Raw genomic sequence first — 25,491 nt, 5'->3', positions numbered from 1 at the left:
GATTAACAGTACCAATTATTTTCAGACTGTCTTTTAAGGCAGTCTTTTTTTACCATTCATTAATCTTGTTGCTATCCAACTTCACAAAAATGAAAAGTAAAATGGTAAATCCCCAAAGCCCAGAGCCACCATAGCTAAAAAATGGCAAAGGGATACCAACTGTAGGTATTAAACCCATAACCATACCTGTATTAATCGTAAAATGTAGAAACAATATAGATGCAACGCCATAACCATAAACTCGGCTAAACTGTGATTTCTGTAATTCTGACAAATACAATATCCGTACAATTAATGCTACAAATAAGACAACTACTAAGCTACTACCCAAAAAGCCCCATTCTTCACCAACTGTACTAAAAATATAATCAGTATGCTGTTCTGGTACAAATTTACCGGTAGTTCGTGTACCCTGGAGAAATCCTTTGCCATAAAAACCCCCAGAACTTATTGCCTGTTCAGATTGGATTAGATTATATGCCTCAGCTTTTTTCATACGTTCTAATTTTGCCGGATCTTTCTCCAAACGCAGCCAAAGACTAATGCGGTTTTGTTGGTGAGTTTTAAGTACATTGTTGTAAAATAATTGCACACCATAAGCAAACCCAATACTTATTGTTAAAACAAGTATATATTGCAGAACTGAGGTGCGTTTCTTTTTCCTTGTAAAATAGCGTGTTATCAAAATAGAAGCAGCTACAATTGACGTGAGTACTAAACCATATTTTAAGGAGAGAATAGAAAGTATGATCAAAGCCAGGGCAACGATCAGATAAACTTGTTGAAGCCCTTCTCTATAAAAAACAAAAAAGAAAGCAAGATAAACGATAGTGCTTCCTGCATCATTTTGAAGAAGAATGAGTATCGCAGGCGTAAATATAATGGCAGCAACCCTTATTTGGTCTTTTAGGGTTTTCATATTGGTTTGTAAATCGCTGATGTATTTGGCTACTGCCAATGCTGTTGCGAATTTTGCAAATTCACTGGGTTGTATGGTCATACTTCCAATGCCATACCATGACCTTGCGCCATTAACATCCTTACCAAATATAAATAAGCCTAATAAGGAAATTATTGCAATAATGTAAATTATACTCGCAAAGCGTTCATAAAACTTAGCCTCAAGCGAAAGTATTAAGATAATCAACACAAAGGTTAGCCCGATGAAAATGGTTTGTTTACCGTAAGGTAGGCTCATGTCAAAATAATTAGTAATCTCCCCAACATGTGAGGCGGCTAAAATATTTACATAGCCAAAAGCAACCAATGCTACAAATAATAGTATTGTTAGCCAATCAAATTTGAAGCGTCTCGTGTTTTCCCTTAGCATTTTTTATTCGTTTCCAATAGTTGCTTTGATATCTGAAATTACCCGGTATTCTTCTGGTGAAACGGTTTGCAATGTGGTTTGCCTGTTTATTCCAAATGGTTCATCAGAAAAAGGTTTAGCGTATTCATGTTCTAAAGTATGTCTTAAAACAAAATCTTCTAAATCAGTTCTCGATATTTCACCTTTTATGTAGCGTTCTATCATTAAACTTGCCATTCTACCAGCGAACCTGCTCCCAAAATATCCATTTTCAACAAACACAGCAATAGCTATTTTGGGATCGTCTTTTGGAGCAAAAGCAACAAAAATAGAATGGTCTGTTAGTTGTGTTTTTTCCCCATTGATGATTGCAAAGTTTTCAGCAGTACCTGTTTTACCGCATATTTCAATTCCTGGCACTTGAACATATTTTGCCGTTCCCTTATTGTAAACATCAAACATGCCCCGAATTACCGGTTCAAAATGTTCCTTGTCAATTGTTGTATACTTTGGTGTGGTAAATTTTAAAGGAATTGTTTCATCTTCAATATCTTTAATGATATGAGGTGTGTAATAGTAGCCTCTATTACCAATCGCGGCAGCCATATTTGCTAGCTGAATAGGCGTAGCTAACACTTCTCCTTGTCCAATGGCATTTGATATAGTAAAAGTGGTGTACCATCTATTTTCACCATATGCCCTGTCATAGGTGGATGCAGATGGTACTTTACCAGGTTGACCAACAGATAGGTCATTGTTGAGATAATTTCCAAGTCCAAAGCTCTTAATATGTTTGCTCCAACTGTCCATTCCTTCTGCGGGACTATCGTATTTATCTATAATCTTACGGTAAACATTAGCAAAATAAGCATTGCATGATTCGTAAATACCAAGATTCATATCAACAGGACTTCGATGTGGATGGCAGCCCATTTTTCTATTGCCATATCTATAACCTAATGAGCAACTAAACCTGTCACTGGTTGTAACTACACGTTCTTGTAGTGCGATTAATGCATTTAGAGTTTTAAATGGAGACCCAGGCGGATACATAGCTTGTAGGCTTCGGTCAAATAGTGGTTTTGCAATACTATCTCTATAAAGTTTATTAAAATTTTTAGAGCGCTCTCTTCCTACCAATAAGTTAGGGTTGTATGATGGTCCCGAAACCATGGCTAATATTTCACCAGAGGACGGTTCAATGGCAATTATGCCGCCGCGTTTGTTGCGCATCAATAACTCCCCATAGGCTTGAAGCTCCGAATCAATTGTAATTTTAATGTCCTTTCCTGGTACAGGTAACGTGTCTAATGTACCCTCTTTAAATGGTCCAATATCTTTATTAAAACGATCCTTTTGAATAAACTTAATACCCTTTACACCCCTTAATGTTTTTTCATATGTTTTTTCAACACCTTGCTTGCCGATGAGGTCGCCCATCTTATAATAAGGTTCCTTTGCTATGATACTTCTGTTAACCTCACCAATATCACCTAATACATTTGCTCCAATTGTAGTTTGATATGCTCTTAACGATCGTTTTTGAATATAAAACCCTTCGTATTTGCGCATTTTTTCTTGGAGTACTGCATAATCCATTTTTGATAATTGGGCAACAAAAGGCGAAGGGAGTCTGGGTGAGTAGTTTGTAGCCCTATCAAGCTTTCTATGGTAATCCTCTTTTGTTATTTTTAGTAATTCGCAAAATTCTAAAATTTCTGCAGAATCCATTGGTTCTACCTCTCGCGGAATTACCATAACATCATACGAAGGCTGATTGGCAACAAGCAGTTTTCCGTTTCTATCATATACGTAACCTCGTTTAGGGTAATTATAGACTTTTCGTATTGCAGAGTCTTCAAAAACATCATACTCAAATCCACCATATACTTGTAGATAGAATAGGCGCGCTATAAATATCAAGCCAACTAGCACTACAGATGTGAGAAGTAGAAGTTTTCTCATTTTTTATTTCTACTGAATAAAATAATAATTAAAACGCTCAGAATAATGGTAAAAATACTAGAGAATAACGTCTTTTTTAAAATTAAAATTATATCGTAAATGTTAAAGACCTCTAGCAGAAAAAGAACAAAATGATGAACTAACGTACCCAGTAAAACATATCCAAATAAACTACCAATATCAGTATTACTAAATTTTACACTTTGATGCTCGTAGAGCATACCAAATGAAGCCTTTAGAAAAAGTGGTCTTGAGTAAGCTAAAACCACTGATGCGGCAGCATGGACTCCTCCAGAATCTGAAAAGATATCAACCATTATTCCCAATAGAAAACTAATAAGCAACAAATTAATTCTACTATCTCGAATTGGAAATAAAAAGATGAAGACGATATAGATGTATGGGTTTATAAAGCCAAAAAAATTGATATTGTTACAAATCACTACCTGTGCCAACAATAATAGCATAAATCTTAAACCTAATATGCCTGTAGCACTAGTCATCAATAGTGTTTTGTAATGCTCTAATTTCGTTTCTATCTGTATTTTCAATAATATAAACAGTACCAAGATTTGTCATATCATTGAAAAGTTTCACCTCAATATTGTAGGTGTCTCCACTTATATCGGTTTCAAACTTATTTATTGTTCCTATACCAATACCTCTAGGAAATATTGCCGATTGTCCACCAGTTTCAATAGTATCGCCAATTTTTACTGGTGCAAACTTAGAAACATCAACTAATTGGGAAAAGTAGGGCGATTTACCATTCCATTTTAGAGTTCCTAAGTGATTAGTTCCTTTTAGTCGCGCATTGATTCTGCTATTGGTATTTAAAATTGATAAAACCGTAGCATAGCTTTTTGAGGTGTTATCTATTATACCAATGATTCCTTTTGAGGAAATTACACCAAAATCTTGTTTTATACTGTCTTTCTTTCCTTTGTTCAGCATAAGGAAATTGTTTGTTAAGGCATAACTGTTCTTGTAGACTTGTGCTGTAACTATTTTGTATGTAGCTTCAAAAAGAGATGAATCAATAAAAGTGGAGTCGTTGGGTTCTCTATGCTTTAGTAGTTGCATTCTGAGGTGCCTGTTTTCCTCGGCAAGTTTTTCATTTTTATCCTTAAGATTGAAATATTTACCAATTGAATTAAAAGTACCGTAAACACCACCAGTTAAACTGTTTGCTGAATTTATGAATTTACTTCTATGATAGGAGTGCGATTGAATGGTCAAAGCCAGTGATACACTAAAAAGCAACAGAAACAACAAAAATGTTTTGTTTCGAATTACAAAATTGATGATTTGTTGCATTATTTAGTCCTTATTTAATCAATACGCTTTTGTATTTAGGTAAGTTTTTAAGCACAATTCCCGTACCTCGCACGACTGCTCTTAATGGATCTTCAGCAATGTAAACTGGTAAATCAGTCTTTTGTGATAATCGCTTGTCAAGACCACGTAACATAGATCCACCACCAGCAAGATATATTCCGGTATTGTATATATCAGCAGCCAATTCTGGAGGTGTTTGAGATAGGGTTTCCATTACGGAATCTTCAATTCTTAAAATTGATTTGTCCAAGGCCTTGGCAATTTCTCTATATGAAATCTGAACTTGTTTGGGTTTACCAGTTAGTAAATCCCGACCCTGAACACTCATATCTTCTGGAGGTAGTTCAAGGTCTTCTGTAGCTGCACCAATTTGTATTTTTATTTTTTCTGCGGTTCTATCACCGACATAAAGATTATGCTGTGTCCGCATGTAGTAGATAATATCATTGGTAAATACATCACCAGCAACTTTGACGGACTTATCACAAACAATTCCACCAAGTGCTATAACAGCAATTTCTGTCGTACCGCCACCAATATCTACTATCATATTGCCCTTTGGTTGCATAATATCAACACCAATACCAATTGCCGCAGCCATTGGTTCGTGAATAAGATAGACTTCTTTTCCATTTACCCGTTCGCAGGATTCTTTTACTGCGCGCATTTCTACTTCTGTAATACCTGATGGAATACAAACCACCATACGCAAAGCAGGATTGAAAAACTTCTTTTTTAATGCTGGGATATTTTTAATGAACAGACTTATCATCTGTTCCGAAGCATCAAAATCTGCAATTACACCATCTTTTAAAGGACGAATGGTCTTAATATTCTCATGGGTTTTACCCTGCATCATATTAGCCTCCTTACCAACAGCGATAATTTTACCGCTAATTCGGTCTCTGGCAACTATAGAAGGGCTATCTACTACAACTTTGTCATTATGGATTATTAGTGTGTTTGCGGTACCTAAATCAATTGCGATTTCTTCAGTTAGGAAATCAAAAAATCCCATGTGCTTTTCTTAATTATTTGGGTTAAATAACATCATGTTTTATGATGCTTCGTAAATGTAATAAATTATACGATATTTCTAAGATTATAGACGTTCTTTACCTAATTATTTTTTAGTGTTTAAAATGCCGTGTGCCGGTAAAAACCATTGCAACATTATTTTCGTTGCAATAATTAATGCTCAATTCATCTTTTATTGATCCTCCTGGTTGAACCACAGCTGTAATACCAGCCTTATCCGCAATTTCAACGCAGTCTGGAAATGGGAAAAATGCATCACTTGCCATTACTGCACCATTTAGGTCAAAATTAAAGGACTTGGCTTTATGAATTGCTTGGTTAAGTGCATCAACTCTGCTGGTCTGACCCGTGCCACTTGCACACAATTGTTTGTTCTTGGCCAAAACAATTGTATTGGATTTGGTGTGCTTGCAGATTTTTGAAGCAAAAATTAAATCCTCAAGTTCATTTTGTGTTGGTGACGTGTTTGTTACTGTCTTTAAGTCTTCTAAGCTATCCGTTTTACTATCTCTTTCTTGTACCAAAGCACCATTTAGGCATGTTCGTACGGTCCTTTTTGGTAATTCAATATCGTTTAATATTAGGAGGATTCTATTTTTCTTTCCTTTCAAAATCTCTAAGGCGTCATCACTAAAAGCTGGTGCAATAACAACTTCACAGAACAACTTGTGTATTTCTTCAGCACTACCCTTATCAATTTCAGAATTAGAAATCAAAATGCCACCAAATGCAGAAACGGGATCACCTGCTAAAGCATCAACATAGGCCTGATAAACTGTATTACGTTGTGCAAAACCACACGCATTATTGTGTTTTAATATAGCAAATGTTGGTGCTTCGTCCTTAAATTCCATTATTAAATTTACCGCAGCATCCACATCGAGCAAATTATTGTAGCTTAATTCTTTACCATGGAGTTTGGTGAACATAGCCTCAAAATCTCCAAAGAAGAATCCCTTTTGATGAGGGTTTTCGCCATAGCGCAAGACTTTGCCAGTGGTTTCACTAATTTTTAAAACTGCTTCGTCATGGTTTTTGTTGAAATAATTAAAAATTGCAGAATCGTAATGTGACGATACATTGAATGCCTTGGTGGCAAATCGTTTACGGTCTTCTTCTGAAGTTGTACCGTTTTTAGTCTCTAGTAGTTCTAAAAACTCTTTGTAATCATCTACGGATGAAACGCAGGTCACATCAGCATAATTCTTAGCAGCAGCTCTAATTAAGGAAATACCACCGATATCAATTTTTTCAATAATATCTTGATTACTCGCACCAGAAGCAACGGTTTTTTCAAATGGGTAAAGATCTACAATTACCAAATCTATCTGTGGTATTTCAAACTCTGCTAACTCATTGATGTCACCGTCGTGATCCTGACGATTTAGGATGCCACCAAATACCTTTGGATGTAGGGTTTTAACCCTGCCACCTAAGATTGATGGATAAGACGTTACATCCTCAACAGGAACCACGTCAATTCCTAACTCTTTTATATATTTTTCTGTTCCACCCGTGGAATAAATAGTCACATTAAGCTCATTTAATTTTCTAACGATTGGTGCTAATCCCTCTTTGCTAAAAACCGAAATTAAAGCAGATGAAATGGTTTTGTTGCTCATAATTTTGCATTGTAATTTTGATGGGCCAAAAATACGGATAATCAAAATGAAAATATCGAGGATTGTCTCAGTTTATTGGAGTTTTTTGTAACAATGAATTGTTGAAAACGTCTAATCGATAAATAGAGTAAAAAACCGCCAATGTATGCTAGTTTACCTAAGGGTCTTTAAGGAAAGTTTTTCGTTTGCATTAAATGCTTTAAGAAATAATAAACTTCGAACATTTCTTTCATTGCTTGGGGTTACCGTTGGTATTTTTTCAATTATTGCTGTTTTGGCGGCAGTAGATTCCCTTGACAAAAACATTAAGGAAAACCTATCTGGTCTGGATAAAAACACGATTTATCTTTCAAAATATTCGTTTGGACCAACAGAAGTACCACGCTGGAAACGTGACAATTTTCCGCAAACAGAATACGATGATTATGAGTTTGTGAGACGTAATGTGCCTGACATTGAAGAATCTGCTTACGTGATATTTGGCGGTAGTGAAACAATTAGATATCAAGCAGAAACACTTACTAACATTAATATTACACCAATTTCCCACGGTATTTATACTATTGATGATTTAAAGGTAGAGCAGGGTAGATTCTATTCAGAGCTGGAGTCTGATACCGGAGCACCAGTTATAGTAATTGGAAGCAACTTAGCCGAGAATCTTTTTGATAAGTCAAATCCAATTGGCAAAGTAGTAAGGGTCTATGGAAGAAAACTTACCGTTATAGGTGTCTTAAAAAAATATGGAGCCAATTTTGGTGATTCGCCCGACGATAAGGGTTTCGTCCCCGCAAATTTTGTGAGACAGTTTAGAAATGGAGGAATTGATGGACTTCCTGGAGCTGTGGTTATTAAACCAAAGAAAGGTGTTGATATCGGTGCTTTTGAAAATGTATTAAAACAAAAATTTAGAGCTTACAGAGGTTTGAAAGCGGACGAGGAGGATGATTTTTTTGTGAATAAACTTTCAGGTTTAGTTTCCTTTATTGACGGCATAATTGCTGTGTTAAATACAGTTGGTTGGGTTATTAGCGGATTTTCTTTGTTAGTAGGTGGTTTTGGAATTGCTAACATAATGTTTGTTAGTGTTAAGGAACGCACTAATCTTATTGGAATTCAAAAATCACTCGGAGCAAAGAATAGATTTATTTTGTTTCAGTTTCTGTTTGAAGCTACAATACTAGCTGTTGTAGGTGGTTTGGTTGGGTTGTTCTTGGTTTGGATAACATCGTTAATAATGAACGGTTTTACAGAAGACTTTAGATTTGTCCTATCCTTCGGTAATATGTTTTTAGGATTTGGACTATCCTCTTTAATTGGCTTAATTGCAGGTGTTATACCGGCCTTCTCTGCATCAAGATTAGATCCTGTTGAAGCAATTAGAACAGGTATGTAGATTTACTTCGGTTAGATTTATGCTTTTTGTAACACAATGTATTTGAAAAGCAATTATCTTTAAACGGTATAAGAGATTATGTTACTGTATCTACGTTTACTTAAAGAAAGCTTTTCATTTGCCTTTAACGCCTTGAGGAATAATAAACTCAGGACATTTCTCTCATTATTGGGCGTTACTATAGGGATTTTTTCAATAATTGCTGTTTTGGCAGCAGTAGATTCTTTAGATAAAAATATCAGAGATTCATTAAGTGCGTTAGATAGCAATACCATGTACTTGGCCAGTTTTTCATTTGGCCCAACTGACGTGCCAAGATGGAAAAGGGAAACATTTGATGAGATTTCTTATAACGAGTATAAGTTTCTAAAGGCAAATCTTAATGGAGCAGAGCATGTTGCTTTTCAATTATTCGTTAGGCGTGAAAACATAAGGTATGAATCTGAGCAAGTAAGCAGTATTAATACAGTGGTTGTTTCCAATGAATTCACAGATATCCAAGTGTTGGAATTTGAAAAAGGTAGATTTTATACAGAATCTGAATCTAATGCTGGTAGGCCAGTAGTGGTTATAGGCTCAGAAATAGCTAAATCCTTGTTTGGTGATTTTGAACCCATAGGAAAGAAAGTAAGGCTGTATGGACAAAAATTTACAGTTATAGGAGTTGTCAAAAAAGAAGGTTCAGGACTTTTTGGTGATAGTAATGATGTTTCAATATTTCTTCCTGCCAATTATGTAAGAAAACGGTTTGGCGATAACAATAAAAATTTCAGAAACATTATAATTATCAAACCAGATAAAGACGCAGATATTGCTGGTTTAAAGGCGGAAGTAATACAGTTAATGCGTAATCGTAGAGGCCTAAAACCAGATGAAATAGATACGTTTTTTATAAGTGTTATATCTGGGCTTCAAGACGCCATTGATGGCATAATAAGTACCATGAATGTTATCGGTTGGGTAATCAGTGGCTTTTCATTATTAGTAGGAGGATTTGGTATCGCTAATATTATGTTTGTTAGTGTTAAGGAACGAACCAATCTCATTGGCATACAGAAATCACTTGGAGCAAAAAATAGATTTATCTTATTTCAATTTCTTTTTGAAGCAGTTATATTAGCTATTGTAGGTGGAGTAGTTGGGTTATTAATGGTTTATATAGGTACAATAATTGGAAATAATATCACCGAGGATTTTGAATTTGTACTTTCCCTTAAAAATATGCTTTTAGGTATTTCAATTTCCTCTTTTATTGGACTTGTTTCCGGATTAATACCAGCATTATCCGCATCACGATTGGATCCTGTCGAAGCGATTAGAACTGGAATGTAATCTAGTCTAAGATATTTGCCACTTCCGCACACACGAATTCTAGAAAACGCTCGTCAGCTTCTGTAAAGGGGTCTGGTGTGTTTGAGTCTATATCAATCTGACCTATATTCTCGCCATTCAAAAAAATGGGTACTACTATTTCTGCTTTAACTGTAATGCTACACGCAATATAATTGTCTTGTGCAGTTACATCTGGTACAACAAAGTTTGCATTGCTCACGGCTACCTGGCCACAAATCCCTTTTCCAAAAGGAATAATAGTGTGGTCTGTTGGTTCGCCAACATATGGCCCAAGTTTAAGCTCTTCTTTTTCACCATTTCTAAAATAGAACCCAACCCAGCTGTAGTACTCGATATTGGCTTCGAGTAGCTCACAAATTTTATATAATCGTTCGTCTACGCTGGTAGAGTGTTGGGTAACTATAGATTTTACTTTTGGTTTTAAATCTTCTAATGTCATTTGAGAAAAACTTTTGGTAAAAGTATTTAAAATGTGAAAAACAAAATTGGTGTTTAAATTAAAATTAATATTGATTTTATCAATTAAGTATAATTTTTTTTTATTGTGAATTATTGTAAATACTTGATTATTTGATAGTTTCTAAGTGTGTTTTTGATAAAAAATATAATTGTTAATTAAAATTCTAAGAAAATGAAAATGAGAAAAATGTAGTTTTAAAATTCTTTTATTTGTAATAATGATTTTAAATTATTCATGTAGCCGTGATGATTTTGGAGAAATAGTTACTGAAAATTTGATAATAACTTCAAAGACAATATTTCAACCCAGCTTAGTATTAGAAAAAATGTTGTTTGCAAACAAAATTCAGAAAGTTAGTTTCTCCTCAAATGAATATCGTTTAATCACTGAAAAGTCCGATACTATATTTGTCTCGGTTGATATTTCTGCAAATGAAAAGTCTGTGGAGATGAGATTAGATAATAAAGAATATGTAGTAACTTTTGACAGAATTGCTGAAAATATAACTGTACAAAATAACACCGATAATACAATTATTACCTATACTGAATTAGAGGGAGAAACAAAAGATATAGGTAAACCGCTTTCTGTAGCTACGACTACCCTTTTCTATGACGAAGAAAATAGTGGAAATGACTACGATACAAATTATCAAAAAAGTAATAATTTAACTTTATGGTGTTTCAGGTTTAGAAAAAGTAAGTGTAATAATGCATTACAGACAATAACTGATTATTGTGGTGATGAACCATCTTCAATTGGAGGAACCGATTGTGGTTGTCTTTGGGGAGATTTTTATTGTGTTTGTGTAACTGATTTTGAATGTTAAAAAATATTTTTATGGATATTGTATTAAGTGATACCGTGAGCCAAATTCTTATGATTACATTTCTTTTAATTCATGCTTTACTCGCTATTTATGTAGTATTTAGCGAAATAAAAAATAGAGAAAATAGATTTCTTTCCGCTATTTGGATATTAGCGTCAATTTTTATCCCTTTAGTACCAGGATTAGTTTATTTAGTCTATAAAAAAGCTTTTAATAGAAAAGAATTAAGGTATTAGAAAAGAATTTGTCTAAAGATAGCTAAAATGACCTTTATTCATTAAAGGTCATTTTTATTATATACCTATATTTATCTCATCAAAACATTACTTCTAAAATATAAGCTCGTCATTCGGTTTATAATTACCTTTTTGACTGTGTATTCTGTATTGACAGTTGGCTATTATTTTTATTTAGAATTTTCTGATGGTACAAAATACTACCCTGATTATGCTACCCATTTAGTAGCAAATCAAACAGAAAATCTACTCGATGGATTGGGTTATGATGCTAAAGTATTACCACATGAAAGTGAACCATCTATGAAAGTAATCATAAATGGGAAGTTTGTAGCACGAGTAATTGAAGGCTGTAATGCGATAAGTATAATCATACTTTTTTTATCCTTTATTATTGCTTTTGCTGATAATTTTAAGACGACTTTTTTATACTGCCTGGCAGGAAGCATTATTATCTATGCATTTAATCTCATTAGAATTGTTGTATTGTCTGCAGGACTTTACCATTATCCATGGCGAAGAGAGATTTTGCATACGGTAATTTTTCCATTGGCTATTTATGGGACTGTTTTTGTGTTGTGGATGGTTTGGGTAAATCGATTTTCAAAAAAGAGAAAAGTACATGAATAGAATTACGAAATATGGTATTCTGGCTTTTCTAATTCTACTTCTTGTTTTAGTAAGGGCATTTGAGGATGTTTTATTTTACGATCCTTATTTGGCCTTTTTTGAAAATGATTATTTATACATGGATAGTCCAAGGCGTGAGGTGGCGAAGTTGGTTTTTTATACCAGTTTACGTTTCGGCATAAATACGGTTATTTCTCTTGCATTTTTGTATGTGGTTTTTAAGGATAAAGGGATGATAAAATTTTCGGTGATGCTATATGGTCTTGCCTATTTTGCGTTGCTGATTCCCTTTTTATATTTTGTCATTAATCCGAAGCAAGAGGACTATTATTTGTTCTTCAATATTAGGCGGTTTTTAATACAACCTTTACTTCTAATTCTGCTATTGCCAGCCTTTTATTATTATAAACTAAACCGTTAAGGCAATTATAAAAATAACTTACGTATCCCTATATTTTGTAGATTTGCGGTGTGAAATTAACGGTGTTACATAAAATCCTCTCAACACTATTAGCTGTATTCGTTCTTGTATCTACATTATCGTTTACGGTTGAAAAGCATTTCTGTGGTGAGCATTTAGTGGATACTGCAATCTTTTCCAATGCCAAAAAGTGTGGCGGAATGGACGCGGAAGACATAAGTTATGTAAAAAAGCCATGCTGTAAAGATACGGTTGATGTTATTGAAGGGCAAGATGACCTCACAGAAAAAGACTTCCAATCTTTTGAGAAGGATACTTATATAACACTGGTATCATATGTATTCAGCTACACGTATCTTTTTGAAACGTTGGCGAAGCCTATTATACCGCATAAAAACTACAAACCTCCAAAAATTATCAAGGACATACATGTTCTAGATGAGACTTACCTCATTTGATTTAAATATAGTACTCCCAATTAAAGTAAAGCTCTAGCTAGAGCAATTGTTAGTTCTATTATTAAATCATGAAAAAATATATATACATTTTATTTTTATGCTTTGCGCATGTAGTTAGTGCGCAAGAGCAATTAAAGGGTGTCGTGTTAGAAGCAAGTGCGTCTAAAGAGTTGCCCTTGCTAGGTGCCAATGTGTTTTGGTTAAATTCTACAGTTGGAGGTGTCACGGCAGAAGATGGAACATTTACCATACCCTACAAATTCTCCTATAACAAATTAGTTATTAGCTATGTGGGTTTTAAAACAGATACTATAACAGTTAATGAAAACCGATACATAAGGCATGTAATGCAACCTTCTGATGAACTAGATGCGGTTACAGTAACATCGCGTAAACAGGCAACTACTAAGTCTTATTTAAAAGCCACAAACACCTTTACGGTAAGTAGCGAAGAATTGCTGAAAGCAGCTTGTTGTAATCTATCTGAGAGTTTTGAAACCAACCCATCCATTGATGTTAATTTTGCAGATGCTGTTACTGGTACAAGGCAAATAAAGATGTTGGGACTCAGTTCACCATATATTCTAATTGCAACGGAGAACATACCTGCAATTCGAGGGGCATCTCAAGCTTATGGCCTAAGTTTTATCCCAGGAACCTGGGTGGAAAGTATTCAGATAACCAAAGGAGCGGGTAGTGTTGTTAATGGTTTTGAAAGTATTGCCGGACAAATTAATGCAGAGTTGGTTAAACCAATGACTGATGACAGATTATTTGTCAACGCATATGCCAGCATAAATGGAAGGCTCGAATTAAATACGCATCTAAATCAAAAAATATCGGATAAATGGAGTAGTGGACTCTATATCCATGGTAACGTTAGAAATCAGAAATTTGACCGAAATGATGATTCGTTTTTAGATGTCCCACTAAAGGAACAGATCAATTTATTGAATAGATGGCAGTACACAAATCCAGAAGAGGGAATCGTTAGTTTTATAAATCTTAGATATCTAAATGATAATACACAGGCAGGTCAAATCGATTTTGAACCCGATAGGGATAAAGGAACCACAAATTTCTGGGGTAGTGAAATTGATACTGAACGCTTTGAGTTGACTACAAAATTGGGATTTGTAAATCCTCAGGTCCCTTATCAAAGTCTTGGGTTTCAAACAGCATTTAGCTATCATAATCAAGAATCTTATTTTGGTTTAAATAATTATGATATAGAACACACAAGCTTTTATTCTAATCTTGTATATAATAGTATTATATCAGATTCTAGGCACAAAGTGAAAACAGGACTTAGTTTTACTTATGACGCCTATAATGAGCTAGTCAATACTAATAACTTTGAACGAATTGAAAATTCTTTCGGAGGATTTTTTGAGTACTCTTATGACGATTTAGATAAGCTTATTTTTACTTCAGGATTAAGAGCAGATAAACATAATCGATTCGGTTTTTTCATTACTCCGAGGTTACATGTTAGATATACACCGTGGGAAAAATCTGCTTTGAGAGCCTCTTTTGGACGAGGTATAAAAAGCGCTAATATTTTTGCAGAGACGCAGAATATGTTCTCAAGTTCGAGGCAAATTAATATTCTTAATGAAGGAGGAAAAATTTATGGTTTAGATCCTGAGATTGCATGGAACTATGGCGTTAGTTATTTGCAGGGTTTTAATCTTTTTGGTAGAAAGGCAGACATTACTTTTGATTTCTACAGAACTGATTTTGAAAACCAGGTTGTTACAGATTGGGAAAATCCTTTTGAAATTAATTTTTACAATCTCGAGGGTGATAGCTTTGCAAATAGTTTTCAGTTGGAATTTAATTATAACGCATTCAATAATTTTGATATGCGTTTGGCTTATAAGTATTATGACGTACAAACCGATTATCTCATTGGCCGATTAGAAAATCCACTTATACCTAAACATAGATTTTTTGGTAATTTGGCCTATGAAACTGAAAAAACCTCAAAAGGTTCTCAGTGGAAATTTGATCTAACTTATAATTGGTTAAGCAGACAACGTTTTCCGAGTACAGAATTAAGCGCTCCCGAATTTCAATTAGACGACTATTCACCTTCAATAGGAACATTAAACATGCAGGTGACAAAAGTGTTTTCACCTAGATTTGAAATTTATATTGGTGGTGAAAATATTACAGATGTTAGACAGTTGGATCCAATAATAAGTCCGGACGACCCATTTGGTTCAAATTTTGATAGTAATTTTGTATATGGTCCCATTTTTGGAAGTATGTTTTATACAGGACTAAGATTTAGAATAAATTAAAAGCGTAAATAAATAATAAAATGAAAAGAGTAATAACGTTAGTTGTATTATTTATGAGTGTAGTTGCATATGCTCAAAATAAAAATGCCAAGGCTAGCATGGAAGTAGATGGTGTGTGCATGATGTGTAAAGAACGCATTGAAAAAGCGGCCATAAGGACAAAAGGAGTTAAGTCTGCAGTTTGGAGTGTAGATACGCACGAGTTGAAGCTTATTTATGATGAACGTAAGACCAACCTTAAAACAATAGCCCAAAAACTGGCAGATGTAGGTCATGATACTAAAGAAATCAAAGCTACGGAAGAAGCCTATAATTCTGTCCACCCTTGTTGCAAGTATAGAGACAAGGATGTTGTAAAAGACCATGATGGAAAAAGGTAAGGAGAAATAAAGAATAGAAGCCTGAATTTAAATTCAGGCTTTTTTTATACTGAATCTGATAAAATATTAAGTGATCTTCGTTAATATCTTATCTAAAAATTATTATCATTTCAAATAAATCATTAATCAGAATGCGATAAGGATGACTTTAGTTTTCTTATCTTTAATCAATGCCTAATAGGTAGAATGATAGGATTAGTTAGCATCTAATAAATATCATAGAATTTAAAAATAATTAAACTAATGAGTTTACTTACAGTTGGTGTTTTCGGGACTTCAAGAAAAAAGCAAGAAAAAAGAGTACCAATTCATCCTGATCAGTTGGATTGGATAGATCAAGAGGTAAGAGATCATTTATTTTTTGAAGAGGGCTATGGATTACCTTTTGGGATGAATGACTCTGCATTAACTGAATTGAGTGCTGGTGTTCTAAGTAGGGCCGAGCTCTTTCAGCATTGTAAAGTCGCCCTATTAGCTAAGCCAGTACAAGAAGATTTTGATGAAATGAAAGAAGGAACGATTCATTGGGGCTGGCCACATTGCGTGCAACAAAGGCTAATTACTCAAAGTGCTATTGATAAAAAATTGACACTTATTGCATGGGAAGCCATGCATCGCTGGACAGCTCACGGAGATTGGCAAATGCATATCTTTCAACACAATAATGAAATTGCAGGATATGCAGGTGTGCACCATGCGATGAATCTGATGGGAATTGATGGAAACTATGGGCCAAATCGCAAAGCAGTGGTCATTAGTTTTGGTTCTGTAAGCAGGGGAGCGATAAGAGCATTACAAGCAAGAGGGATACAAGATATTACCGTATTAACACAACGTCATTATTTTCTGGTAGCTGACCAAATGGCTGGAGTTAATTATTATCAAATTGATGAAGATGAAAAAGGTAATCTTATAGCTCTTAGACCTGATAATCAATCTCATCCATTTATTGAAGAATTGATTGATGCAGATATTATTGTGAACGGAATGCTTCAGGATACTGACAACCCATTGATGTTTGTGTCAGAAGATCAAAACAATCGGTTGAAACCTGGTTGTCTCATTATAGATATTAGTTGTGATGAAGGTATGGGATTTTCCTTCGCGAAGCCTACTAATTTTGAAAGACCCATATTTAAGGTTGGGACTTTATTTTATTATGCGGTTGACCATACGCCTTCATATCTATGGAATGCGGCTAGCTGGGAAATATCTAGTAACCTCATTCCTTATCTACCTATAATAATTGGAGGTCCTGAAAAATGGAAAGGAAGCGAAACTATTAGACGGGCTATTGAGATTAAAGATGGAATTATTAAAAACCCAAAAATAACCTCTTTTCAAAATAGATCAAGTGAATATCCGCATCTTGAAATTTCTGCATCTACCTAACAATGTGTTTTTTGAATTAAATAGATGAATATAACATGAAATTGGAATAACAAAAAGCCCTTGATTCTTATCAAGGGCTTTTTAATTTGAAATTAACTTTAGTAAATGATTATGTATCGAAACATCGGACTACATCATGCCTGGCATGCCGCCGCCCATTGGTGGCATTGCAGGAGTCTCTTCTTTAATGTCAACTAAAGCACACTCTGTAGTTAAGATCATACCAGCAACAGATGCTGCATTTTCTAAGGCAATACGTGTTACTTTCTTAGGATCGATGATACCTTCTTCCATCATATCTACATAAACTTCGTTTTTAGCATCGTAACCAAAATTTTTCTTGCCTTCTAAAACCTTATTTATAACAACAGATCCTTCTCCACCAGCATTTTCGACTATGGTTCTTAAGGGTGACTCAATTGCCTTGTTAACAATTTGTACACCAGTTGTTTCATCAAGATTTTCGGTTTCTAATTTCTCTAAGGTTTTCTTAGCTCTTACAAGAGCAACGCCACCACCTGCAACAATACCTTCTTCTACTGCGGCTCTAGTTGCGTGTAAGGCATCGTCAACACGGTCTTTCTTTTCTTTCATTTCAACTTCTGAAGCTGCACCAACGTATAGCACAGCAACTCCACCTGCCAATTTCGCTAGGCGCTCTTGCAGTTTTTCCTTATCGTAATCTGATGTTGTTGTCTCAATTTGCGCTTTAATTTGATTAACGCGTGCTTTTATGTCAGATTCCTTACCGTGACCATTAACAATTGTAGTGTTATCTTTATCGATAGTTACTGTTTCGGCAGTACCTAACATTGATAAGTCTGCATTCTCCAAAGAGAAACCTCTTTCTTCAGAAATAACAGTACCGCCGGTTAAAATAGCTATATCCTCTAACATTGCTTTGCGTCTATCACCAAAACCAGGTGCCTTAACAGCTGCAATTTTAAGTCCACCTCTTAGCTTATTTACTACTAAAGTTGCTAAAGCTTGTCCTTCTACGTCCTCAGCGATTATTAATAATGGGCGTCCAGATTGCGCAACTGGCTCTAATATTGGAAGTATCTCTTGTAAATTTGAGATTTTCTTGTCAAATAGTAAGATGTATGGATTTTCTAAATCAGCAATCATTTTGTCTGCATCCGTAACAAAGTAAGGCGACAGGTAACCTCTATCAAATTGCATACCTTCTACAACATCTACGTATGTATCTGTTCCTTTTGCTTCTTCTACGGTAATTACACCCTCTTTACCAACCTTACCAAAAGCTTCAGCAATTAACTCACCGATGGTGCTATCATTATTTGAAGAAATTGATGCCACTTGTTGGATTTTTTCAGAAGAATTACCAACCTTTTTTGCTTGCTTTTCTAAATCACCTACAATGGCTTCTACTGCTTTATCAATGCCGCGTTTTAAATCCATTGGATTAGCACCAGCAGCGACGTTTTTAAGTCCTTCTTTTACAATGGCCTGTGCCAATACTGTTGCTGTTGTAGTACCGTCACCAGCTAAATCGTTGGTTTTAGAAGCTACTTCTTTAACCATTTGAGCTCCCATATTTTCAAGTTCATCTTCTAGCTCTATTTCTTTTGCAACCGAAACACCGTCCTTAGTAACCGCTGGTCCGCCAAAGGACTTTCCAATAATTACATTACGGCCCTTTGGTCCTAAAGTTACTTTTACTGCATTTGCCAAAGCATCAACGCCTCGTTTTAGTCCGTCGCGTGCTTCAATATCAAATTTTATGTCTTTTGCCATTTTATTCTAAGTTTTTAATTAGTTATTATAGATTAAACAATTGCTAAGATGTCGCTTTCACGCATCATTAAATAGTCTTTGCCTTCAAACTTAAGTTCGGTGCCGCCATATTTCCCGTACAATACAGTGTCACCAACTTTGACTGTTAATGGTTCATCTTTTTTACCGTTACCTACGGCAACAACAGTTCCCTTTTGCGGTTTTTCTTTTGCATTATCTGGAATAATAATACCAGAAGCCGTGGTTGTCTCAGCTTCCATCGGTTCTACAAGAACACGATCTGCTAAAGGTCTAATGTTTAAGTTCATTCTATATAAGTTTTTAGTAATTAATTAAAAGTATTTAGTCCTGCTATTTCGAAAATTATGCCAAGTGCAATGGACTGACAAACTTGCAGTAAATAAAAAAACCAGCTAGGTTGCTGGCTTCTGGGTTATTTCAAAATATGAAACTATTCAGGAGTGTCTCCACTAGTTTCTTCTCCTGCCGGAATCGTATTAAGTGGTGGTAAGGTAGAGGTGTCTTCAGTTGCATCCAAAGCCTTAGATTCTACAGATGATCCAGAATCAATGGTTAAATTTGAAGCTAAAATCAATACAATCAATGCTGTTGCCAAAAACCAGGTACTTTTATCTAAAAAATCACCAGTTTTCTTAACGCCACCTAATTGTTGCGTCCCGCCACCTCCAAAAGAGGAAGATAAACCACCTCCTTTAGGATTTTGAACCATAATAACCACTACAAGCAAAAATGCTACAATCACGATTAAAACTAGGAATATTGTAAATGCGCTCATGTTATATATTGTTATTGTCTTTTAATTCTGCTATTAATTTAATTTGGTCTGCAAAGAAACTACTTTTTTCTGGATATTTCAAACTTAATATTTTGTAAGATTGAATAGCTTTTTCATAGTTTTTTTGTTCTAAATATATCCTTGCCAATGTCTCAGTCATTAGGCTATCAGATATTGTATCATCGTTATTAACTAACTTTGGTTTTGGAGCCTGTAGGTCTACTGGTTTTATCTTAGGATTTTCACTTATAAACTTGTCAATTATTTTTAATTTATCTTGAAGTGGTGCTTCTTTGACTTCGATAGGAGTACTTTCCTTTTCGGTTTCTGACCGATCAATGGGTTTGAAGCTTGTAATTTTAAGCCACTCGGCAAAAGAATGACTTTCATTCTTATCAAATTCTAAAGGTTTGCCAATATCTAGTTTCTTTTCAGGTTCAATATTTTCAACGTCTACAGAAATAATAGAATTTTGAAGTTCGGTAAGTGCTTCAACCGGTTTTTTCTCAATGGGTTGTTTTGCTTTAAATAAATTAGGGTCTAATACACCTTCGGTAGCTCTTATATGTTCTTTTAGGGCATCATCAATTGTAACGCTTTTGTTAACGGAAATATCATCGACATCATTAACACTAATTGATTTTATATACTCTGAAGTTTGCTTTATCTGTTGTGATATTTCGTTCTGATTAAATACGTCTGAAGTAATGTAATCAAACAATACACTTCTGTCTGCTGTATGCGCTGCAGTTACTTTTAAGGTAGTGTTATATTTAAAACTATTCTTTTGTTTTAGCCCTTTAAGATATAAAGCATGCAAGGGCTGAAAGTATGGGTATTCCTCAATTTTTTTTGCGAGCGCTTCTGTTTGAGTGCTCGTAATGGCCTCAGGATGTTGTAATAAATATGTAAGGTCTCGCAGTTGCATTATTTACCAGTTAGCCAATGAGGCATTGAATATATCTTGTGTTATCCTTTCAAATAACTCTTCATGAGCTTCTGCCTTTACACTGTTGAGCTGTACATTTGCAGGATAATCAAAAAAGAAACTAAAGCGTTGTTCAAAATCTTTTTCTTCATCTAGGGTATTAAAGTATCTCACTTGAACAGCCATGGTAAGCCTATTTTGTGCGGCAGTATTTTGAGCTGTTGCTGTCATAGGAGCAATTCTATATTCTGTAATTTCACCTTCAAAAATTAAATCACCACCATTATTAACCAAATTAAGATTTGTTTGGTTTTGAATAAGATCTTGCAAGGAGTTGGTAAAATCAAAATCTAATTGAGGTTCAATCAGTTCTGCATTATTCTGAAAAAAGTTGACCTGAAAAGTTTTGGCATTACCAGTGTCTGCACCAGTGAACGAGTAGATTCCGCAACTTGTTACCAATAAGACTATAAACAAGCCTAAAATGAACTTAAATACTTTCATTGGATAAATATGTCTTTGTAAAACGCTGTAATTATAAACTAATTATAATGTGTTTGCCAATCTTTTCCTAAAGATCGTATTGCTTAATTTTTCTATATAAGGTACGCTCACTTATACCTAATTCTGCTGCCGCCAATTTTCGTTTACCATTATGGCGTTCAAGTGATTTCTTAATCAACTCAAGTTCTTTATCCTGTAATGATAGTGTTTCTTCTTCCTCAATTTCTTCCGCAAAAAGGTATTTGTCGTTCACGTCTGTAACAGTTTCTACTTGTTTTGTGTGTTCTGGTATAGACAACACCTCTAAATCTTCCGAAATACTTTCTGAATCGTAATTAGCTTCTGAATCCTCGCCGTAAATTTTCTGAATTAGATGTTCATGTTCCTTGGTCACATCGGACACACTGCCTTTTTTCATCAATTCCATGGTAAGTTTTTTCAAATCGTTTAGATCGCTTTTCATGTCAAATAATACCTTATAAAGTATTTCACGTTCATTACTAAAGTCACTTTCGGTTTTAGACGTATTTATGACAGCGGGCAGATTGTTTCCAGAGTTTGGCAAATATTGCTGTAAGGTAGAACTATTAATTGTTCTATTTTGTTCTAAAACTGAGATTTGTTCAGCAACATTTCTTAATTGTCTTATGTTTCCGTTCCAACGGTATTTAAGAAGTAATACTACCGCATCATCAGTTAGTTTTACTGTGGGCATTTTGTATTTCAACGCAAAATCACTAGCAAATTTTCTGAAGAGAAGATGAATGTCTTCCTTGCGATCTCGCAATGGTGGTAGGGATATTTCTACTGTACTTAATCGGTAATAGAGATCCTCCCTAAATTTCTCTTTTTTTATTGCTTCAAACATGTCAAGGTTAGTTGCTGCAACAATCCTAACATTGGTTTTTTGAACTTTACTCGAGCCTACCTTTATGAATTCACCATTCTCTAAAACCCTAAGTAAACGTACTTGTGTGGTTAGGGGTAATTCACCAACTTCATCCAAAAAAATGGTACCACCATCTGCAACTTCAAAGTAGCCAGAACGTGTTTGTGTTGCTCCAGTAAATGCACCTTTTTCATGTCCAAACAGTTCGCTGTCAATAGTTCCTTCTGGTATGGCACCACAGTTTACAGCGATGTATTTGCCATGCTTACGATGAGATAACTGATGAATTATTTTTGGTACACTTTCTTTACCAACACCACTTTCTCCAGTAACCAATACCGAAATGTCAGTTGGAGCAACCTGAATTGCTTTCTCCAAGGCACGGTTAAGTTTAGGATCGTTACCAATAATCCCAAAGCGCTGTTTTATGGCTTGTACAGATTCCATTTATTATTAATTGTTCTTTGAATAGTCAATTGCCTGCCCAATGAGTGTGGCGCTTGTACAGTCGTTAATCTTTACATCTACAAAATCACCGACCTTATAGTGCTCTTTTGGAAAAACAACTACAGTATTTTGGCTATTTCTACCAGACCAATGTTTATCAGAGCGCTTGGATTCCTTTTCAATTAAAACTTCTTCAACCTTTCCAACATGAGCTTGTGTTCTTAATAAACTATGCTTTTGTTGAAGCTGTATAATTTCGTTAAGTCGTCTTTTCTTTACATCATCAGGAATATCGTCTTCCAATTTTCTAGCAGCCAATGTGCCGGGACGTTCTGAGTAGGCGAACATAAATCCAAAATCGTACTTAACATATTCCATTAGGCTTAGCGTATCTTGATGATCTTCTTCTGTTTCGGTTGGGAAACCAGTGATCATGTCTTGTGAAATTGCACAATCTGGGATTAAACGCTTAATATTGTCTATAAGTTCAAAATATTCCTGTCTTGTGTGCAGGCGATTCATAGCCTTAAGGATTCGATCGCTACCGCTTTGAACAGGCAAATGAATGTAATTACAAATATTATCATATTTGGCCATTGTCTCTATAACATCCAAGGTCATGTCTTGAGGATTAGATGTTGAGAATCTAAATCGCATTCTTGGTTGGGCTTTTGCACAGAGTTCAATTAATTTTGCAAAATTGACGGCTGTTGCTTTTTGTAATTCGGAAGCCTTATCAAAATCTTTTTTAAGACCACCGCCATACCACAAATAGCTGTCTACGTTTTGTCCTAGTAAGGTTACCTCTTTATACCCATTTTCCCATAAATCATTAATTTCTTCAATTATGCTTTGAGGATCTCGGCTACGTTCTCTTCCCCGTGTAAATGGCACAACGCAAAAAGTGCACATATTGTCACAACCACGAGTAATCGATACAAAGGCTGTAACGCCGTTTGAATTTAATCTTACAGGTGAAATATCACCATAGGTTTCTTCTTTTGAAAGTATAACATTTATAGCATCACGACCTTCATCGACTTCAGTAAGAAGATTTGGTAAATCCTTGTAAGCATCGGGACCAACAACCAAATCGACAATTTTCTCTTCTTCTAAAAATTTGCTTTTAAGCCGTTCTGCCATACAGCCCAAAACACCAACCTTCATATTGGGATTGATACGTTTTACAGCATTGTATTTTTGCAATCGCTTCCTAACTGTTTGTTCCGCTTTATCTCTTATGGAGCAAGTATTAACCAATACTAAGTCTGCTTCTTCCAGTTGTTGCGTCGTATTATAGCCTTGTTCGCTCAATATAGATGCAACTATTTCACTATCACTGAAGTTCATTTGGCAACCATAACTTTCAATAAAAAGTTTTTTACCATTACCCTCTTTTTTATCTAGAACCAAGGCTTCACCCTGTTTGTTTTCGTCAATTATTTTTTCCATTGTAAGAAATAAATTTTTCTTTATTCAAAGAATATGCAAAGATAGTATTAATTTACAGAATGTGACAATCTGGCAGTTAGTTAATAGTTTAATTTAACATTAAAACACACAATCATTTTGCGTATCTTTAATTTAATTAATGAGAGGTTAGACTAATAGAAGGGTTGTTGCTTAAAATCCCTATTTTTAGTTAGAGAAATGAATTTGGTTGAAACTTTTATTTCAGAATTCAACTAAACTGTTTAAATAATCATTGCTCAGTCAAACGGATTAAAGGCACTTACAAAAACTAGAATCAATATAAAATGAAAAAGATTATTGCACTGCTGTTTTTCATCAGTTTTGTCTCGTGCAAAAGTGATGATAATGTAGAAACTGTTACTGCGACTTTTGCTATCCCAGAAGTTATGTCCAAAACCGATTGGCGTTCACAGATTGAAGTTCAAGTTCCCAAACCAATTGAAAATGTTGGTAAGATTTACGTCTATAATGATTTTATTTTCATAGGTGAAGAAGATAAAGGTGTGCACGTTTTTGACAACAGCAATCCGACATCACCACAAATAATTGCATTTCTAAACATTCCGGGAAATGAGGATATTGCGATTAAAAATAATTTTTTGTTTGCCGACAGCGCAATTGATCTCATTGTCTTTGGCATTTCAAATATTAATGGTATTACACAAGTGGCGCTATTGGAAGATGTATTTGATTACTATGAACAATTTGATACACCAGATCCTTTTGCTTTTACTGATTATTCAGATTTTAATCCTGAAGAAGAAGTCATTGTAGGATGGACTTATGAAGAACGTGAATTGGAGCAATCGTTTTACGATGACATATACACTCTTGGGTCTGGAGAATCAGCAAATAGCGTTGGAGTAGGAGGATCCTTGGCGCGATTTCAAATTGTTGAGGATTATTTGTATACAGTAGGAGAGGCGGAATTGAGTACGTTTAATATTTCCAACCTTTCTGCACCAAGTTTTGTCACAAGTTATTATGCTGGCTGGCGAATAGAAACAATGTTTCATGCAGAAGGCTACTTATATTTAGGTGGTGATAACGGGATGTTTATTCATAGTGTAGAAAACCCTGCTTCACCAACCTTTATTTCTGAATTTACGCATTGGGAAGGATGCGATCCGGTTGTTGTAGATGGCGATTACGCATTCCTTACTTTAAGAGGAGGTAATGAATGTGGACAAGAATTAAGTGTCCTAGAGGTTATTGACGTTAGCAATAAATACAATCCTACGTTGGTTGCACAACACAGTTTAGATAATCCGTACGGATTAGGTTTTAAAGACAATTACTTATTTGTTTGCGACGGTAATTCAGGTTTAAAAGTATATGACAAAACAAATCCTCTAGACTTGCAAATGATTAATGCATTCGAAGAAATTAATGCAAAAGATGTGATACCCTTAGAAGACAAACTACTAATGATTGCAGAAGATGCGCTATATCAATATGAATACAATGACGAGGGCGCAATCCAATTATTAAGTACGCTCATTTTAAATTAACTAATATTTAGTAAATAATTAAAGCCTTACATATTGTGAGGCTTTTTTGATT

General features: G+C 34.8%; 25 protein-coding genes. 11 read left to right on the top strand and 14 right to left on the bottom strand.

Annotated elements, in window-relative coordinates:
• Positions 1 to 49: 49 nt before the first annotated feature.
• From rodA to purH, 6 genes are all read right to left on the bottom strand, one after another.
• Positions 50 to 1,330: a rod shape-determining protein RodA gene (gene rodA / locus LBU54_RS10435; protein WP_224529113.1), complete on the bottom strand. Its 1,281-nt coding sequence runs from the start codon at positions 1,328 to 1,330 to the stop codon at positions 50 to 52.
• Between the two features lie 3 nt (positions 1,331 to 1,333).
• The gene (mrdA, locus tag LBU54_RS10430; RefSeq protein ID WP_224529111.1) at positions 1,334 to 3,274 is read right to left on the bottom strand and encodes a penicillin-binding protein 2; all 1,941 of its coding nucleotides are present in this window, start codon (positions 3,272 to 3,274) and stop codon (positions 1,334 to 1,336) included.
• Positions 3,271 to 3,777: a rod shape-determining protein MreD gene (locus LBU54_RS10425; protein WP_224529109.1), complete on the bottom strand. Its 507-nt coding sequence runs from the start codon at positions 3,775 to 3,777 to the stop codon at positions 3,271 to 3,273. The genes mrdA and LBU54_RS10425 overlap by 4 nt, the downstream gene beginning before the upstream one ends.
• Entirely contained in the window at positions 3,770 to 4,591 is an 822-nt protein-coding gene (mreC, locus tag LBU54_RS10420; protein ID WP_224529107.1) for a rod shape-determining protein MreC, read from the bottom strand. Before mreC ends, LBU54_RS10425 begins: the two co-directional genes overlap by 8 nt.
• Before the next feature lie 10 nt (positions 4,592 to 4,601).
• Positions 4,602 to 5,630, bottom strand: coding sequence for a rod shape-determining protein (locus tag LBU54_RS10415; RefSeq protein WP_114300653.1), 1,029 nt, complete (start codon positions 5,628 to 5,630; stop codon positions 4,602 to 4,604).
• A 112-nt stretch (positions 5,631 to 5,742) separates the two neighbouring features.
• Complete coding sequence (gene purH / locus LBU54_RS10410) at positions 5,743 to 7,272, bottom strand: bifunctional phosphoribosylaminoimidazolecarboxamide formyltransferase/IMP cyclohydrolase (protein ID WP_224529105.1); 1,530 nt, start codon at positions 7,270 to 7,272, stop codon at positions 5,743 to 5,745.
• A 145-nt stretch (positions 7,273 to 7,417) separates the two neighbouring features.
• On the opposite strand from purH, the gene LBU54_RS10405 reads away from it, so the two are divergent.
• Both LBU54_RS10405 and LBU54_RS10400 read left to right on the top strand, forming a co-directional pair.
• Positions 7,418 to 8,668 (top strand): ABC transporter permease, encoded by a 1,251-nt coding sequence (locus tag LBU54_RS10405; RefSeq protein WP_224529103.1) that lies wholly within the window; start codon positions 7,418 to 7,420, stop codon positions 8,666 to 8,668.
• A gap of 78 nt (positions 8,669 to 8,746) precedes the next feature.
• Positions 8,747 to 10,000: an ABC transporter permease gene (locus LBU54_RS10400; protein WP_224529101.1), complete on the top strand. Its 1,254-nt coding sequence runs from the start codon at positions 8,747 to 8,749 to the stop codon at positions 9,998 to 10,000.
• Position 10,001: 1 nt separating this feature from the next.
• Here the strand turns inward: LBU54_RS10400 and LBU54_RS10395 are convergent, their stop codons facing one another.
• On the bottom strand, positions 10,002 to 10,460 hold the full coding sequence (locus tag LBU54_RS10395) for a GAF domain-containing protein (protein ID WP_224529098.1): 459 nt from the start codon (positions 10,458 to 10,460) through the stop codon (positions 10,002 to 10,004).
• A gap of 346 nt (positions 10,461 to 10,806) precedes the next feature.
• On the opposite strand from LBU54_RS10395, the gene LBU54_RS10390 reads away from it, so the two are divergent.
• The 8 genes from LBU54_RS10390 to LBU54_RS10355 all read left to right on the top strand — a co-directional run bounded on the left by LBU54_RS10390 (position 10,807) and on the right by LBU54_RS10355 (position 17,133).
• Entirely contained in the window at positions 10,807 to 11,310 is a 504-nt protein-coding gene (locus LBU54_RS10390; RefSeq protein ID WP_224529096.1) for a hypothetical protein, read from the top strand.
• Positions 11,311 to 11,321: 11 nt separating this feature from the next.
• Positions 11,322 to 11,546, top strand: coding sequence for a hypothetical protein (locus LBU54_RS10385; protein WP_224529093.1), 225 nt, complete (start codon positions 11,322 to 11,324; stop codon positions 11,544 to 11,546).
• Positions 11,547 to 11,624: 78 nt separating this feature from the next.
• The gene (xrtF, locus tag LBU54_RS10380) at positions 11,625 to 12,176 is read left to right on the top strand and encodes an exosortase family protein XrtF (protein WP_224529209.1); all 552 of its coding nucleotides are present in this window, start codon (positions 11,625 to 11,627) and stop codon (positions 12,174 to 12,176) included.
• On the top strand, positions 12,169 to 12,597 hold the full coding sequence (locus LBU54_RS10375) for an exosortase F system-associated membrane protein (RefSeq protein WP_224529091.1): 429 nt from the start codon (positions 12,169 to 12,171) through the stop codon (positions 12,595 to 12,597). The genes xrtF and LBU54_RS10375 overlap by 8 nt, the downstream gene beginning before the upstream one ends.
• Positions 12,598 to 12,647: 50 nt before the next feature.
• On the top strand, positions 12,648 to 13,055 hold the full coding sequence (locus tag LBU54_RS10370) for an HYC_CC_PP family protein (protein ID WP_224529088.1): 408 nt from the start codon (positions 12,648 to 12,650) through the stop codon (positions 13,053 to 13,055).
• A 68-nt stretch (positions 13,056 to 13,123) separates the two neighbouring features.
• Positions 13,124 to 15,361, top strand: a complete 2,238-nt coding sequence (locus LBU54_RS10365; protein ID WP_224529085.1) for a TonB-dependent receptor — start codon at positions 13,124 to 13,126, stop codon at positions 15,359 to 15,361.
• A 20-nt stretch (positions 15,362 to 15,381) separates the two neighbouring features.
• On the top strand, positions 15,382 to 15,741 hold the full coding sequence (locus LBU54_RS10360) for a heavy-metal-associated domain-containing protein (RefSeq protein WP_224529083.1): 360 nt from the start codon (positions 15,382 to 15,384) through the stop codon (positions 15,739 to 15,741).
• Positions 15,742 to 15,984: 243 nt separating this feature from the next.
• Positions 15,985 to 17,133 carry a N(5)-(carboxyethyl)ornithine synthase gene (locus LBU54_RS10355; protein ID WP_224529080.1) on the top strand — a complete coding sequence of 383 codons (1,149 nt, stop codon included), beginning with the start codon at positions 15,985 to 15,987 and terminating at the stop codon, positions 17,131 to 17,133.
• A gap of 129 nt (positions 17,134 to 17,262) precedes the next feature.
• On the opposite strand, the gene groL is transcribed toward LBU54_RS10355, so the two are convergent.
• The 7 genes from groL to miaB all read right to left on the bottom strand — a co-directional run bounded on the left by groL (position 17,263) and on the right by miaB (position 23,907).
• Positions 17,263 to 18,891, bottom strand: a complete 1,629-nt coding sequence (groL, locus tag LBU54_RS10350) for a chaperonin GroEL (RefSeq protein ID WP_224529077.1) — start codon at positions 18,889 to 18,891, stop codon at positions 17,263 to 17,265.
• A 32-nt stretch (positions 18,892 to 18,923) separates the two neighbouring features.
• Positions 18,924 to 19,199 carry a co-chaperone GroES gene (locus LBU54_RS10345; protein WP_224529074.1) on the bottom strand — a complete coding sequence of 92 codons (276 nt, stop codon included), beginning with the start codon at positions 19,197 to 19,199 and terminating at the stop codon, positions 18,924 to 18,926.
• A gap of 143 nt (positions 19,200 to 19,342) precedes the next feature.
• The gene (gene secG / locus LBU54_RS10340) at positions 19,343 to 19,687 is read right to left on the bottom strand and encodes a preprotein translocase subunit SecG (protein ID WP_224529071.1); all 345 of its coding nucleotides are present in this window, start codon (positions 19,685 to 19,687) and stop codon (positions 19,343 to 19,345) included.
• 1 nt (position 19,688) lies between these two features.
• Positions 19,689 to 20,615 (bottom strand): hypothetical protein, encoded by a 927-nt coding sequence (locus LBU54_RS10335; protein WP_224529068.1) that lies wholly within the window; start codon positions 20,613 to 20,615, stop codon positions 19,689 to 19,691.
• A 3-nt stretch (positions 20,616 to 20,618) separates the two neighbouring features.
• A complete protein-coding gene (locus tag LBU54_RS10330; RefSeq protein WP_224529064.1) occupies positions 20,619 to 21,119 on the bottom strand; it encodes an LptE family protein in 501 nt (166 codons plus the stop codon).
• A 67-nt stretch (positions 21,120 to 21,186) separates the two neighbouring features.
• Positions 21,187 to 22,455, bottom strand: coding sequence for a sigma-54 interaction domain-containing protein (locus LBU54_RS10325; protein WP_224529062.1), 1,269 nt, complete (start codon positions 22,453 to 22,455; stop codon positions 21,187 to 21,189).
• Positions 22,456 to 22,461: 6 nt separating this feature from the next.
• Positions 22,462 to 23,907, bottom strand: a complete 1,446-nt coding sequence (gene miaB / locus LBU54_RS10320; RefSeq protein WP_224529060.1) for a tRNA (N6-isopentenyl adenosine(37)-C2)-methylthiotransferase MiaB — start codon at positions 23,905 to 23,907, stop codon at positions 22,462 to 22,464.
• A gap of 305 nt (positions 23,908 to 24,212) precedes the next feature.
• Between miaB and LBU54_RS10315 the strand changes: the two genes are divergently transcribed.
• A complete protein-coding gene (locus tag LBU54_RS10315) occupies positions 24,213 to 25,439 on the top strand; it encodes an LVIVD repeat-containing protein (RefSeq protein ID WP_224529058.1) in 1,227 nt (408 codons plus the stop codon).
• Positions 25,440 to 25,491 lie beyond the last annotated feature (52 nt).

It is taken from the genome of Winogradskyella alexanderae (assembly GCF_020166335.1).
Classification (GTDB): Bacteria; Bacteroidota; Bacteroidia; order Flavobacteriales; family Flavobacteriaceae; genus Winogradskyella; species Winogradskyella alexanderae.
Note: the sequence above shows the minus strand (reverse complement) of the source record. Positions and strands in the feature narration are given on the sequence as shown.